This window comes from Nonomuraea sp. SBT364 (assembly GCF_001083785.1).
Taxonomy (GTDB): domain Bacteria; phylum Actinomycetota; class Actinomycetes; order Streptosporangiales; family Streptosporangiaceae; genus Nonomuraea.
Genome location: NZ_LAVL01000062.1, coordinates 33,057 through 46,140 on the forward strand (window position 1 = coordinate 33,057; position 13,084 = coordinate 46,140).

Here is a 13,084-nt window from a genome sequence, read left to right on the forward strand (position 1 = left end):
GATCAGCCGTCGAGTCCGCTCCAGAAGGCGCATCGGTGCTCATCGCTGAGGTCGACCGGACCGATGCCGCCCTGGCTCGCGGGCTTCAGACTGAGCACGGTCTGGCCGGACGGCGTGAACGCGCGCCAGGCGGGTGCGCCGGCGGCCTGGGGTTTGCCGGCGTGGGCGAAGGACGTCCAGTACCCGATCATGTGCTCCGCCAGCCGCCACTGCTCCGGGGTGAGCCCGTCCCATCGCTCGCCGTCCAGGTCGAACAGGTAGGGCAGGTCGCTGGCGTGCTGAGCGCCCGGCGGGAAGTCGGAGGGGGTGCCGAAGAGGTTCGGGGCGTTGGCGTCGGCGAACTCGTAGGCGTACACCGTGGTGCGGGCGGCCATTGCCTCGCCGGCCTCCAGGGTCGGGCAGGCCCAGGCGCGGTCGCTGCTTACCGTCGCCCAGGCCTGGCCGGGCGAGGAGAAGCGGGTCAGCGGATATTCCCGCAGCACCTTGCCGGCCTGCTCGCCGAACGCGTTCTTCATCAACGTCGGGTAGTTCTCAGTGGTCACCGGGATCCCGGCCTGCGCGGCGCCGGCGACGAAGCCGTTGCCCTCGCTCTTGGCGGCGCCGGAGATCACCGGCACGCGCAAGAATGCGCCCGTGCGCAGCGCCTGCGCAGGGTCGAGCGGCAGCAGCGGCGTGCCGTGGGCGAGGTTGTTGCCGAAGCCGCCGTTGACCTTCATCAGCTCGGCGACCGGCTTGGCCCGCAAGCACGCCAGCTCCTTGCCCGCTGCGCAGCCGAGCTGCTTGGCCGCGGCCAGGCCGATGTCCCGGCTGGTCTTCAGCGAAGGGAACGGCGTGAACGGCGGCATGTCCGGAACCGGGATGTAGGTGCCGGCCGGCCAGTTGAGCGTGCACGTCCCGGACTGCATGACGGCCTTGTCGATCAGGCCGCGCGCGGCCGGAGAGGTGAGCAGCGCGCAGGTGCTGATCCCGCCGGCGGACTGGCCGATCAGGGTCACGTTACCGGGGTCGCCGCCGAAGGCCGCGGCGTTGCGCTGAACCCACTTCAGGGCTTCGAGCTGGTCGGCCAGCCCGAACGTGCCCGAGCCGGGCAGTCCCGGAAGCGCGAGGTAGCCGAACGCCCCGAGCCGGTAGTTGGGCGTCACCACCACCACGTCGCCCTGGCCGGCCATCCGCCGGGCGTTGTACATGCTGCCGGAGCCGTCAAGGAAGCCGCCCCCGTGCAGCCACACCATCACCGGTAGCCGCTTGCGCGACGGCTTGGCCGGGGTGGTGACGTCGAGGAACAGGCAGTCCTCGCCACCGGTTACCTTGCCCCCTTCCTCCTGGAGGCATGGCCGCCCGGGCTTGGTGGCATCGGCGACCCCCCGCCACGGTGCGACCCGCTCCGGCTCCTTCCACCGCAGCTCCCCCACCGGCGGCTGCGCGTAGCGGATCCCCGAGTACGTCCTGACCGTGCCGTCGTTCGAGCCCTTGATCCGCCCGGAGTCCAGCTTCACGATCGCCGGCTTCGGCTTCGACGCCGTCTGTGGTTGCGCGGCGGCCGGCGTGACACCCGCGGACATGGCCAGACAGCCGCCTGCGACCAGAGCGAACATCCGCCGAATCGGCGACCTCGCCATGGACATGGTAAAACGCGATCCTTTTGCACTCATGCGGCCAGCCTCGCGTCAGCCCTGGGCTCGCCGTAACGTGTGGAGGTTGCGGCCTGGCGATCGATTGTTGCGAATCGGTGTGACCAAGGATCCGGCCGCCGGTCAAAGGGGTACGCCGCGCTTCCGCTCCTTCGTCAAGCGGGCCTGGAACATGCATCGCGCCCAGGATCTGGGCAGGTCGCGTGGGGCGCGGATCGCCCCCCGGAGCCAGGTCGGGAAGCAGGAAGGTGTAGGCGCCGTGCACGCCCGACTGGGTGTTGACGAAAGGCGAGAGCTGGGCCATGTCCTCATCTCGGACGGGGTAGCCCTGCGCCTTTTCTGGTCGGGCAGATCCGCCAGCGCGGGCCGGTAGGCGATGTTGGGCAATTCCAGCAGACCGAAGGTCAACAAACGGAACAATCCCACATCAGTCACCGCGGACATCTGCCCGCACACCGGCCGCGCCCGGCTCGGCAGCCATGAGGTGGCGTTCAACGGCATCGCCGCCGCCACCACGACCAGCGGACTGCGGCAGTGTCGAATCGGTCCCCGGCCCGATCGTCTTCAGGGTGTGAGTACTCGTGAAGAAGCAGGCATGTCCGCAGCGCCCCTCCCGCCACCACGCGATCTGGCGCGGCGGCGAGCCGATACCGTAGACCGTCTGGCCGGTGGGTTCCAGATGTGGCTGGCGACCGGGAGCGACGGTCATGGGGCACACCTGATCCCGGTCGCCTACGTGTGGGACGGTTCAACGCTGACCACCGCGACCTTCCGGCGTAGCCGCACGGTCTCGAACCTGCGTGCCAGGCCGCAGGCGCGGCTGGCGATCGGTGACACCGCCGACGTCGTCATGATCGACACCCGAGCGATTCTGCTGAACGTACCCGACATCGACGTCGCCTCGGCCGAGGCTTACGCGAAGGTATCGACCGATCCGCGCAACGCCCCGGACCTGTTCCTGTACATCCGGCTCGTCCCCGAGCGGATACTCGCATGGAATTCGCTGGCCGAGTTCGGCGGCCGTACTCTCATGCTCGAGAGCTCCTGGCTCGACTCCCCCGTTGACTGAGCCCGGGGTTGTCAAAGAGCGGGCCCAACCGCTACACCGGCTGGTCGATGCCCTTTGCGACGAGTCATGCCGGTACCTCGGGAAAGCCGGCATGTGCGGCGCCCGGAAAACCTGTGACCGGCGCCGTCGCGCCGACTTGCCCTTCTTGGGGCTGGGGCGCTTACGGGCCATGCCCTGACGATAAGCACGGCGGCCGGCTCGGCATCGAGCACGCCGTCCACGACGGCGCTGGCCGCCGCGCTCATCAAGCGCAGCTCGGGCGCCGGGGAAAGCTGAGGAAGCGAGGCAGGCGGTCATGGCGTGACCGTACGACGTGCCCGGCCGAGCCTGGCGATCGGCCGAGCTTGGGTCGACCACCGCAGCGCTCGCCCGGCGCGCGACGCAAAGGGTCCGCATCTTGCGCAGACCGATGCTCGGCGGCACGGCCCCGGCCGAAGCCCTGATGACGCTCGTCGAAGTAATCCCGCAGCCGGCCGCCGTGCCCGCCCGCCTCATCGGCGTCGGCATCCACCCGGAACACGCCCCGCTCCTGGCCCGCCTCGGCGGCCCGGTGTTGCAGGGTCTACGGCATGGCGCCGACCTACGACGGAGCCTTGCGCCGCAGAGGCCTCGCGGGCAACGAGCTCGGCGCCGACGCCATGCCGCCCAAGAGCTTCTACGACCTGGCCTTCGGGGTATCCCCAGGAGGGGCACGTAAGGACGCCCACTGCATCAGGGGCAGCATCGACGAGATCAACGCCGATCTGGCGTAGGAGCTCTCCGAGAGCATCAATGTGCATCTGCTGTGCCGGTACGGCGCGGAGCTGGCGCTGCATGTCTACGAGCAGGGCGAACGGGTGAACGCGATCGACCTCCACCCGTTCATCACGGTCTCGGTCGACAGCTATCCGGACATCACCTTCCTTGGCTCGAACAAGCCGACCGTATGTGGCGCCGGCACGGACGACCGGGACAAGGTGAAGATGACGCTCTCTGAGGAGATGTTCTCCGGGAAGCTCGACAATGCGATCAAGGTCACCGTTGATCGGGACGGCGTCGACGTCCCCTCGCTGGTCGGCGAGTTCGCGGGGGATCGTGTCGCCTCGCGTTCTCAACCTCTGTGGTCAGTACACCTAGCAGGCACCCCAGAGCGAGGACCCGGCCGGTCACCGTTCGGGCATGTAAATAAACTTTGACATGGTGTCCGTGGCGCTTTACATTGGTCGATGTCAGCTTTGTTTTACATGAGGAGCGGGCATGGCCTTCGAGGAGAAGCGCGCCTGGGTGATGATCGTGGTCACCCTCGGCGCGTACACGATCTACCTGGCGATCGTCCTGGGCCGGGCCGGCGACGGCCCGCTCGCCGACGCCGCCTACGCGGGAACCCTGCTGTGGACCATCGGCGGCGCCATCGTCGCCGCGATCGTGGCCAACATCGCCCTGGCCGTCGCGGGCGGCCAGGGCGCCGACCGCACCGACGAGCGCGACCGGGAGATCAACCACATCAGTGAGCGCATCGGGCAGTCGATCGTCGTCATCGGCGCGCTCGCCGCACTGATCATGGCCATCGCGGAGCTGCGCCACTTCTGGATCGCCAACGCCGTCTACCTGGCGTTCGTGCTGTCGTCGGTGCTCAGCTCGTTCGCCAAGATCATGGCCTACCGCAAGGGGGGCTTCCAGACGTGGTGAAGCCCACGCAGGTCACCAACACGATCCGGGCCCTGCGGTTCGCGCACGGCGAGATGACCCAGGCCGAGCTGGCCGACCGGGTCGGCGTCACCCGCCAGACCATCATCGCGATCGAACAGGGCCGCTACTCCCCCTCGCTGGAGATGGCCTTCCGCATCGCCCGGGTGTTCCGGGCCGGACTCGACGACGTCTTCCAGTATCCAGACAGCGAAGGAGATTCCTCATGAAAGCGATCGTCCAGGACGAGTACGGCCCGCCGCGCGTGCTGAGCCTCGGCGAGGTCCCGGTCCCGGTACCCGGCGCCGGCGAGGTGCTGATCAGGGTCCGCGCGGCCGGCGTCGACTACGGCGTCTGGCACATCATGACCGGGCTGCCGCTCGTCGCCCGCCTCGGGTTCGGCCTGCGCCGGCCTCGCAACCGCGTGCCGGGCATGGACGTGGCCGGCGTCGTGGAGTCCGTCGGCGCCGGCGTGACCGCGTTACGCCCCGGCGACGAGGTGTACGGCGCGGCGACCGGCGCGTACGCGCAGTTCGCGCTCGCCCGCCCGGCCAAGCTCGCCCGCAAGCCCGCCTGCCTGAGCTTCGCCGAGGCGGCGGCCGTACCCGTGTCGGGGGTGACGGCGATGCGGGCCGTCGGCCAGATCACCGCCGGGGAGAAGGTGCTGGTCATCGGCGCCGGCGGCGGGGTGGGCAGCTTCGCGACCCAACTCGCGGTGGCCGGCGGCGCGCACGTCACCGCCGTGTGCAGCACGGCCAAGGCCGGCCTGGTCCGGTCGCTGGGCGCCGAGGCCGTCATCGACTACACGCGCGAGCCGCTGACCGGGACCTACGACGTGATCATCGACATCGCGGGCGTCCGGCCGCTGGCCCAGCTGCGCGGACTGCTCACCGAGCGCGGCCGCCTCGTCCTCGTCGGCGGCGAGGGCGGCGGCCGGTGGTTCGGCGGGCTCGGCCGGCTGCTGGCCGCCCGGCTGATCACCCCGTTCACCCGCCAGCGCCTGGACCCGCTCATCGCGCTGACCCGCACCGCCGACCTGGACGCGCTGCGCGACCTCATCGAGGCCGGGGCCGTGCGACCGGCCGTCGGCCGCACCTACCCCCTGGCGGAGGCCCCCACCGCGGTGGGTGACCTGGCGGCGGGCAACGCGCCCGGGAAGCTCGTCATCACCGTCGACTGACGTCGGGGGGCGGGGGCGTTCAGGCTCCGGGGTTCGCCGGGATCGTCACCTGGTGGGAGGTGCGGGCGCGGGCGCCGCGCCGGGAGACGCGGTCGAGGGTGCGGAAGTCGGCGTCGAGGCCGTCGCGGGTGAGGCGGGCCATGATGTAGCCGCGCCGCTGGTCGATGTAGGCGATGTGCGGGTTCTCGGCCAGCGACTCGGCGATCCACGTGGTGTCGCGGTAGCCGTCGCCGTCGCTGGCGATCGAGGTGGTGACGAGTTCGCGGGCGACGACGGGCGAGTCGGGGTCGTCGAAGTCGGTCTTGAGGTCGGCCAGGTGGTGCATGTGCGCGTCGCCGGTCAGGACGACCGGGTTCGAGGTGCGGGCGAGCGAGTTCAGCAGGCGGGTGCGCTCGGGGGCGTAGCCGTCCCAGGAGTCGAGGTTCACCTCGCGGCCGGGGCCGGTCCGGTAGTCGCGGTGCGTCATGAGGATCTGCTGGCCGAGCAGGTTCCAGCGGGCCGGTGAGCCGCGCAGGCCGTCCTCCAGCCAGCGCCACTGGCCGTCGCCGAGCAGGGTGCGGTCCGGGGACAGCCGCTCGTCGCAACCGCCGCGTACCCCGTCCCGGCACGCCTGGTCGTCGCGGAACTGACGGGTGTCGAGCAGGTGGAAGCGGGCCAGGGAGCCCCAGGAGACACGGCGGTTGACGCGCAGGCGGGCGCCGTTCAGGCTGGCGCGGCGCAGCGGCATGTTCTCGTAGTAGGCGCGGAAGGCGTCGGCGCGGCGGCGGGCGAAGGCGGGGGCGCCGGTGCTGGAGACGGGGCCGGCCCAGTTGTTCTCCACCTCGTGGTCGTCGAAGGCCACCAGCCACGGCGCGGCTGCGTGCGCGGCCTGCAGGTCGCGGTCGCTCTTGTACTGGGCGTGCCGCAGCCGGTAGGCGGCGAGGGTGGCGCACTTGCCCGGCGTGTGGGTGCGTACGCGCCCGGCCGGCGCGGTGTAGCCGCTGGGACCGTACTCGTACAGGTAGTCGCCGAGGAACAGCACCAGGTCGGGCTCCTGCTCGGCCAGACGGCGGTAGGCGGTGTAGTAGCCGTGCTCGTAGTGGGCGCACGCGGCGACGGCGAACGCGAGCGGGGTCTCGGCGCCCTCGGCGGGGGTGGTCCTGGTGCGCCCGCCGGGTGACAGCCTGCCCTGGCTCCTGAACCGGTAGAAGTACGCGCGTCCCGGCTCCAGGCCGGTCACCTCCACGTGCACGCTGTGCGCGGCGGACGGCCGGGCGGTGGCGGTGCCGGACCTGACGATCCTGGTGAAGCGCTCGTCGGCGGCGACCTGCCAGTCGACGTCCACGTCACGCGCGGGCATGCCGCCCAGGCCGGCGCCGCCGAGCGGGTCGGGGGCCAGCCGGGTCCACAGGACGAACCCGTCGGCGCCGGGATCGCCGGAGGCGACGCCGAGGGTGAACGGGTCGGCCTTGAGGGTTCTGGAGGGGGATGCGAGGAAGGTCGCGGGCACCGCCGCGAGGAAGGATCTGCGGTCCACGGTCCAGATATGTCCGGGCACGCTGACCCCGCCGTGACAGTGGCGTCACGGGCAGGTGAACAGCGCCGGTCAGTCGGACAGCGATGCGAGCAGGTCGCGGGCCCGCTCCACGCCGTCCTCGTCGCCGAGCGCGGTGAAGCGCCCGGCCGCCTCGTGGCAGAGTTCGGCGGCGCGGGCCTGCTCGTCGTACCAGTCCAGGACGATCGCCTCGTCGTAGGCGAGCTCCGCCAGGTCGCGGGCGGCCTCCGGGCCGGCGGCGGACAGCGCCTCGCGGGCCTCGGCGTACGCCTCGACGGCGGGGGCGAGGTCGCTGGTGGCGTAGTAGACGCACTTGGCCGCCTTGGCCAGCGCCCGGCCGGCGGCCGGCAGGTCGCCGGCCGCCCGGTGCAGCCGGCCCGCCTCGGCGTAGGCGCGGCCGGCGTCGCGGTCCTCGTCCCGCGCGGCCAGCCGGTCGCCCAGCAGTGCCAGGGACGCCGGGTCGCGCAGCAGCCGCAGCGTCTCCAGCTCGCGCTCGCCCTCCCCCAGCTCGCGCAGGGCCGCCGCGAGCGTCCTGCGCACCGCGTCCAGCCGCTCACCGTCACCGTCACCGTCACCGTCGCCGGGCATCGCCGGGTCCGGGCGGCCACCGTCGCTGAGCATCGCCGCGGCCTCCTCGGCCGTCTCCGCCGCGTCCAGGGCCCGTCCGGCGGCCAGGTACGCCCGCGCCAGGTCCACCCTGGCCAGCGCCGCCCGCCTGCGGTCGCCCCGGACGGTGAACCCGGCCACCGCCTCGGCCAGCTCCCCCACAGCCACCTCCACCGCCGAGGGACCACCCGCGGCCCCGGCGCTTGCCGTCACGGCCTCCCGGGAGGTCGTCTCGGGGGAGACCACCTGCGAGAGGGCCTCGCCGCTCACAGAAGCGGCACCATCGCCCGGGGACGGGTCCACGTCCGGGGGGAGGGCGGCGGCGCCGCGGCGCCAGTGGTCGTGCGGGGAGCCCGCCGTGGCGGGCCGGTGGTGCGCGACGAGCGGGAGGTGGTCCACCAGGGGCGCGGCGGCCAGGGTCGCCTCCAGCCGCCGGGTGGAGGTGTCGTTGCCGTTGCGGGCGTCGAAGCGGGCGGCGATCTCGCGGGCGCCCGCCTCCATGGCGGCGCGCAGCTCCGGCACCGGCACGTCCCGTCCGGCCCGCCGCACCGTCAGGTGACCGTGCCCGGTCTCCTCCAGGCGGCGCAGCAGCAGCGCGGCGCAGGCCATGAAGCGCCGCGCGTCCGACGGCGACGGCGGGCGCTCCAGCAGCGGCAGCTCCCGCTGCAGGATCTCCAGCCCGCGCGCCTGGTTGCCGGTGAGCGCGCAGAACTCCATGTGGTCGCCGAAGTCGTCCAGGTACGCCACGTTGCCCTGGACGAGCCGGTAGGCCCGCCGGTGCGCCTGGGCGGCCTCGCGGTGGCGTCCGGTGCGCAGGTAGGGCAGCAGCAGGGTGGTGAGGATGCCCTGCGGCTGCACCTCGCAGGTGGCCTGGCCCTCCAGGATGGGCCGGGCGGCGGCGATGGCGTCCTCGTCGCGGCCCAGGTGCGCGAGCGTGGCGGCGAAGGAGTCGGTGTCGCACGCCTCGCAGTCGGACAGGTTGTCGCGCGGCGTGGTCCGCCAGCGGTGGAGCCATTCCCGCGTGCCCTCCTCGTCGCCGAGGTGCTGGGCGATGAAGCAGCGCTTGGCGTGCACGGCGTGCAGCAGGTCGCCGGCCTGCCGGTAGCGCCGCTCCATGTCGTCGATGGCGTCGAGCGCGCGCCGCAGCGGGATCTCCGGGAAGCGCCGCATGTCGGCGACGATCCACTTGAAGTGCCAGAGCAGTTCGCGCGTCTCCCAGTGGCCCCACCGGCCGGGCTCGGCGTCGTGGTCGGCCAGGTTGCGGGAGAAGACGGTGAACGCCTTCACCGGCTCGCCGCCGTACTGGTAGGCCTGGGTGAGGTCCAGCCGGGCGCGCACGATCAGCTCGTGCTCGCGCAGCGCCTCGGCCTCGCGCAGCGCGCGTTCGGCCAGGACGGTCCTGGCCTCGCCGTACGGCATCGCGCCCGCTTCGCGGAGCAGCGCCTGGACGTCCTCAGCCATACGTGCCTCCCTGGACGGCCCAGTCGAGCAGGCCGAGGAACGAGCGGTTGAGCGCCGCGGTGTCGGCCGGGCGCAGCGGGTGGTGGCCGTGCAGGAGCGCCATGCCGTACAGCGCCTCGACGGCCGTGGCGGCGAGCGCCGGGTCCGGCAGGCCGGTGACGCGGCGGACGAGCGGGTTGCGGTGGTTGAGCACGAGCCTCGGCCGGTCGGCGGCGACGCCACGCTCCAGCGCGCCGAGCACGTCGGCCCACAGCTCGTCGCCGGCGTCGCGCGCCTCGCGCAGGTCGGCGTGGTGCTGGGCGGCGCGGCTGGTGAGGTAGAGGGCGGGCAGCGAGGCGGGGTCGAAGTCGCGCAGCACGACCTCGCAGCCGAGCGGGTCGAGCGCCCGCGCGGCGGTGGCCAGGAACGGGCGGGCGCGCAGTTCGGCGTCGGGGTCGGCGGGCCCGAGGTGGGTGGCGAGCTCGGCCGGGTCGAGCCGGTCCAGGGCCGCGCCCGGGTCGATGCGGGGCAGCCGGGACAGGATCTCGCTGTCGTAGACGTAGCCGCCGTTGACCAGGCCGACGCCCTGCGCGCCGGAGACGGCGGCGAGCTGGCGGAACTCGTCGACGCTGGTGGTGTAGCGGCCGCCGGGGTGCCGGGTGCGGAACTGGGCCAGCGTCATCGGCCCGGAGCTGGTCTCGTACTCCAGCCACTGGTCGACCAGGCGCAGCATGTCGTCGTCGTGCAGGGCGAGCGCCTTGACGCCGAGGTGGTGCAGGCGCAGGAAGGCGCGCAGCCCGCCGGGGTCGGTCTCGGCCAGCCGCACCAGCCAGGCGCGCAGCCGGCGGCCGAGCTCCTGGCGGGTGTGGTCGAGCAGGTCGTCCTCGTAGAGCGCCTCGCGGCTGGCGGTGGGGCGCAGCTCGGCCGCGTCGACGACGCAGCGGGCGAAGAACGCCCAGTCGGGCAGCAGCCCGTCGGCCGTCTCGGTGAGCAGCATGCGCTTGAGGTAGACGCGGTGGGTGCCGCGCACGGCCGGGTTGGCCGGGGCGGGCAGGATGTAGGCGACGCCGGTCAGCCCGGCCTCCGGCACGTCGAGGTCGACCACGTCCAGCGGGACGAAGCCGAACAGCTCCTCGCAGTGCGCCTCCAGGGCGCGGCGCCGTTCGGCGGGCGAGGTGTGCGCGGCCTGCCAGGGCGGGGAGGCGAGGGTGGTGCGGTGGCCGTTGACGGTGACGTCGACGGGCAGCAGCGAGCCGTAGAGCGCGGCGAGTTCGGTGATGGTCCGCTCGGCGACCCATTCGCCGGCGTCGCGGCGGGCGCGCAGGGTGACGGTGGTGCCGGGCTCGGCGCGTTCGGCGGGGGCGAGCTCGACCCGGTAGCGGCCGTCGGAGCGGCCGGTCCACAGCACGGTGGGGCCGCCCTTGGCCGATCGGGTCTCGACGCCGATCTCGTCGGCGACCAGGAACCCGGACAGCAGGCCGATGCCGAACTGGCCGAGGAACTCGTGCCGGGCGAAGCCGAGTTCGTCCCGCTTGGAGGAGCGGCCGATGGTGGCCAGCAGGGTGTGGACCTCGTCCTCGGTCAGGCCGATGCCGGTGTCGCGGACGCTGACGAGCCCGCCGGCCACCTCGACGGTGACCGTGGCGGGTGCGCCGGGGTCGGCGGCGCGCCGGGCGGTGATCGCGTCGGCCGCGTTCTGCAGGAGTTCGCGCACGTAGACGCGGGGGCTCGAATACAGGTGGCGGCTGAGGAGATCGACCACGCCGCGCAGGTCCACTTGGAAGGCGTTGTCCACGCGGCACACCATAGATCACATAACCGACAATCCGCCTGAGGTTTACGCCAGTCGCCGCCGGAGGTCGGCCGCGCCGGTGTAGAGGACGCCGGTCATGCCGGCCGCCTCGGCGCCGGCCACGTTGTCCGGCCGGTCGTCGACGAAGACGGCCTCGGCCGGGTCGGCGCCGAGCACCCGGGCCACCTCGTCGAAGATCTCCCGGTCGGGCTTGAGCATGCTCATCCTGGCGCTGTAGAAGCGGTGCGGGATGGCGGCGATCCAGGGCAGCAGGTCGATGCCGTCGGAGGTCTCGGCGGGCGCGTTGGACAGCAGCGCCACGCCGCGACCGGCCGCGAGCAGCTCACCCAGCAGCGCGACCGCGTCCTCGTCGGGGTGGGACCAGCTGGCCACGTCCATGGCGACGAGCCGGGCGGCCTCCTCGGCGGGCACCTCCCGGCCGAGCACCGCGGACCAGTAGGCGCAGGCGGTCAGCGTGCCCCTGTCGAAGTCCAGGCGGTGCTTCCAGTAGCCCTGGCGGAAGGCCGCGGGATCGGCCCCGGCGGCGGCCGCCATCGCGTCGACCTCGGCGTCGGGCTGGGCCAGGGAGAGGACGTTGCCGTAGTCGAAAATGATCCACTTCATGCGAGGAATGGTCGCAGATGCGGATGGATCGCCGGGCAGCCCAGGTATTTCTCGGCCGTGTGGAAGTCGATCCAGTCGAGGTTGACCAGCTCCTCGACGTCGATGCCGGTGAAGCTGCCGCCCAGGTCGGGCGGGATGGCGGCGATGTCGTCCTTGTCGGCGATGTTCACCCAGCGGCCCACGCCCTCGGGACGCCGGCCCCGGCCGTTGATGGGCGCGGGCAGCAGGCGCTCGAAGACGACGTTGCGCATGCCGAGCGGGCTGCCGAGGGTGATGAGCAGGTCGGCGCGCAGGTCGGGGTTGGCCCAGAAGGTCTCGTAGGCGACGACGCTGCCCAGCGAATGGGCGATCACCACCTTGGGACGGTTCCTCCGGATCACCTCGGCGACGGCCCGCTGGGCCTCGCGCCGCTTGCCCTGGTCGGTCAGGTAGGTGGCCACCTCGGGCGCGAACAGCTCGGCGAACGCGGCCGACCTGCCGTCGAGCTTGTCGAGCAGCCATCCGGTGAACGACTTCAGCGCGCCCGTCAGGTGCTCGCCCAGCCCCAGGTTGCGGGCCCACCCGGCGAGCACCCGCTCGCGGGCCTCGGCCACCGCCGCGGCCTCCCTGGCACTGCCCGGCGGCCCCTCGTGCAGTAAGTGGGAGAAGTAGGCGACCTCGCTGAAGTACGTGCGCGGCTGTCCCCCGCCGCAGGCGGCGTGCAGGTAGCGGTCCCATTTGGCGCGCATCGCCTCGGCCGCCCCCGCCGCGGAATGCCCCGCGTTGACGTAGTAGTTGTACTTGCCGATGCCGTGCACGCCGACGATGCCCGCCACAGCCGCTCCCCTCGCCCCGCCGATCCTCGCGGATCCCCGCTGATCCCCGCTGTTTCCCGCTGTTGCTGCGCGACTCTGGCATACGCCGCCCGCGCCGGGCACGTCAACCGGTGGCGGGAAATGCGGTTGCCCGCCGCATGGGCCGGCGAGATACGGTGACATCTCGTAGTCGAGGATGAATCGCGGAAGGAGGAGCGTCATGCCGGGACCACTGGTCGTCAACGACTCGGTCGTCATCCCCGACGCCGAGCTCGTCTGGCGTTTCTCCCGCTCCTCCGGCCCGGGCGGCCAGGGGGTCAACACCACCGACAGCCGGGTGGAGCTGACCTTCGACGTGTCCGCGACCACCGCGCTTTCCGAGCCGCTGCGCGCCCGCGCGCTGGACCGCCTCGGCGCGCCGACGATCACGATCGCCGCCTCCGAGCACCGTTCCCAGCTCCGCAACCGCGAGGCCGCCGAGCAGCGGCTCGCCCAGCGCATCCGCGAGGCCATCGCGCCGCCGCCCAAGCGCCGCCGCCCCACCAAGCCCAGCCGGGGCGCCGTTGAGCGCCGCATCGCCGCCAAGAAGCTCCGCTCCGACGTCAAACGCCTGCGCCGCGACCTCTAGCTGTATCGACCACGAGCGTTGTTAACAGAGGAGCTTGATCAATAGAGAAGCCTCCGATGTGGTGAAGGTGTCGAATCTGCACCGCACGGAGGCTTCATGTCCCACCGTAACGCCCGGCTGA

The 13,084-nt window shown here is 72.4% G+C and carries 13 protein-coding genes; 7 read left to right on the forward strand and 6 right to left on the reverse strand.

Features of this window, described 5'->3' with window-relative positions; genetic code table 11:
• Positions 1-2: 2 nt before the first annotated feature.
• Positions 3-1,496, reverse strand: a complete 1,494-nt coding sequence (locus ADY59_RS25380) for a carboxylesterase/lipase family protein (RefSeq protein ID WP_197093840.1) — start codon at positions 1,494-1,496, stop codon at positions 3-5.
• A 511-nt stretch (positions 1,497-2,007) separates the two neighbouring features.
• Between ADY59_RS25380 and ADY59_RS25385 the strand changes: the two genes are divergently transcribed.
• The 6 genes from ADY59_RS25385 (at position 2,008) to ADY59_RS25405 (ending at position 5,545) form a co-directional block, all read left to right on the forward strand.
• Complete coding sequence (locus ADY59_RS25385) at positions 2,008-2,700, forward strand: pyridoxamine 5'-phosphate oxidase family protein (protein ID WP_197093841.1); 693 nt, start codon at positions 2,008-2,010, stop codon at positions 2,698-2,700.
• Positions 2,701-3,293: 593 nt separating this feature from the next.
• The gene (locus tag ADY59_RS47665) at positions 3,294-3,452 is read left to right on the forward strand and encodes a hypothetical protein (RefSeq protein WP_156325725.1); all 159 of its coding nucleotides are present in this window, start codon (positions 3,294-3,296) and stop codon (positions 3,450-3,452) included.
• Positions 3,453-3,473: 21 nt separating this feature from the next.
• Positions 3,474-3,875, forward strand: a complete 402-nt coding sequence (locus tag ADY59_RS25390) for a hypothetical protein (RefSeq protein ID WP_053175144.1) — start codon at positions 3,474-3,476, stop codon at positions 3,873-3,875.
• A 61-nt stretch (positions 3,876-3,936) separates the two neighbouring features.
• Positions 3,937-4,368, forward strand: coding sequence for a hypothetical protein (locus ADY59_RS25395; RefSeq protein ID WP_049566510.1), 432 nt, complete (start codon positions 3,937-3,939; stop codon positions 4,366-4,368).
• A complete protein-coding gene (locus ADY59_RS25400; RefSeq protein WP_049566513.1) occupies positions 4,362-4,595 on the forward strand; it encodes a helix-turn-helix transcriptional regulator in 234 nt (77 codons plus the stop codon). The genes ADY59_RS25395 and ADY59_RS25400 overlap by 7 nt, the downstream gene beginning before the upstream one ends.
• A complete protein-coding gene (locus ADY59_RS25405; RefSeq protein WP_049566516.1) occupies positions 4,592-5,545 on the forward strand; it encodes an NAD(P)-dependent alcohol dehydrogenase in 954 nt (317 codons plus the stop codon). Before ADY59_RS25400 ends, ADY59_RS25405 begins: the two co-directional genes overlap by 4 nt.
• 19 nt (positions 5,546-5,564) lie before the next feature.
• Here the strand turns inward: ADY59_RS25405 and ADY59_RS25410 are convergent, their stop codons facing one another.
• The 5 genes from ADY59_RS25410 to ADY59_RS25430 form a co-directional block, all read right to left on the reverse strand.
• Complete coding sequence (locus ADY59_RS25410; RefSeq protein WP_053175147.1) at positions 5,565-7,061, reverse strand: alkaline phosphatase D family protein; 1,497 nt, start codon at positions 7,059-7,061, stop codon at positions 5,565-5,567.
• A gap of 69 nt (positions 7,062-7,130) precedes the next feature.
• A complete protein-coding gene (locus ADY59_RS25415) occupies positions 7,131-9,146 on the reverse strand; it encodes a hypothetical protein (RefSeq protein ID WP_049566518.1) in 2,016 nt (671 codons plus the stop codon).
• Entirely contained in the window at positions 9,139-10,920 is a 1,782-nt protein-coding gene (locus ADY59_RS25420; protein ID WP_049566545.1) for an HSP90 family protein, read from the reverse strand. Before ADY59_RS25420 ends, ADY59_RS25415 begins: the two co-directional genes overlap by 8 nt.
• 42 nt (positions 10,921-10,962) lie before the next feature.
• Complete coding sequence (locus tag ADY59_RS25425; RefSeq protein WP_049566521.1) at positions 10,963-11,541, reverse strand: HAD family hydrolase; 579 nt, start codon at positions 11,539-11,541, stop codon at positions 10,963-10,965.
• Positions 11,538-12,356, reverse strand: a complete 819-nt coding sequence (locus ADY59_RS25430; protein WP_049566524.1) for a hypothetical protein — start codon at positions 12,354-12,356, stop codon at positions 11,538-11,540. Before ADY59_RS25430 ends, ADY59_RS25425 begins: the two co-directional genes overlap by 4 nt.
• 199 nt (positions 12,357-12,555) lie before the next feature.
• On the opposite strand from ADY59_RS25430, the gene arfB reads away from it, so the two are divergent.
• Positions 12,556-12,963 carry an alternative ribosome rescue aminoacyl-tRNA hydrolase ArfB gene (gene arfB, locus ADY59_RS25435; protein WP_049566527.1) on the forward strand — a complete coding sequence of 136 codons (408 nt, stop codon included), beginning with the start codon at positions 12,556-12,558 and terminating at the stop codon, positions 12,961-12,963.
• Positions 12,964-13,084 lie beyond the last annotated feature (121 nt).

Bases quoted from the DNA above. Each gene is read 5' to 3' on its own strand.
- ADY59_RS25405 (WP_049566516.1), top strand. From the start codon at position 4,592: ATGAAAGCGATCGTCCAGGACGAGTACGGCCCGCCGCGCGTGCTGAGC.
- ADY59_RS25395 (WP_049566510.1), top strand. From the start codon at position 3,937: ATGGCCTTCGAGGAGAAGCGCGCCTGGGTGATGATCGTGGTCACCCTC.
- ADY59_RS25385 (WP_197093841.1), top strand. From the start codon at position 2,008: ATGTTGGGCAATTCCAGCAGACCGAAGGTCAACAAACGGAACAATCCC.
- ADY59_RS25425 (WP_049566521.1), bottom strand. From the start codon at position 11,541: ATGAAGTGGATCATTTTCGACTACGGCAACGTCCTCTCCCTGGCCCAG.
- arfB (WP_049566527.1), top strand. From the start codon at position 12,556: ATGCCGGGACCACTGGTCGTCAACGACTCGGTCGTCATCCCCGACGCC.
- ADY59_RS25415 (WP_049566518.1), bottom strand. From the start codon at position 9,146: ATGGCTGAGGACGTCCAGGCGCTGCTCCGCGAAGCGGGCGCGATGCCG.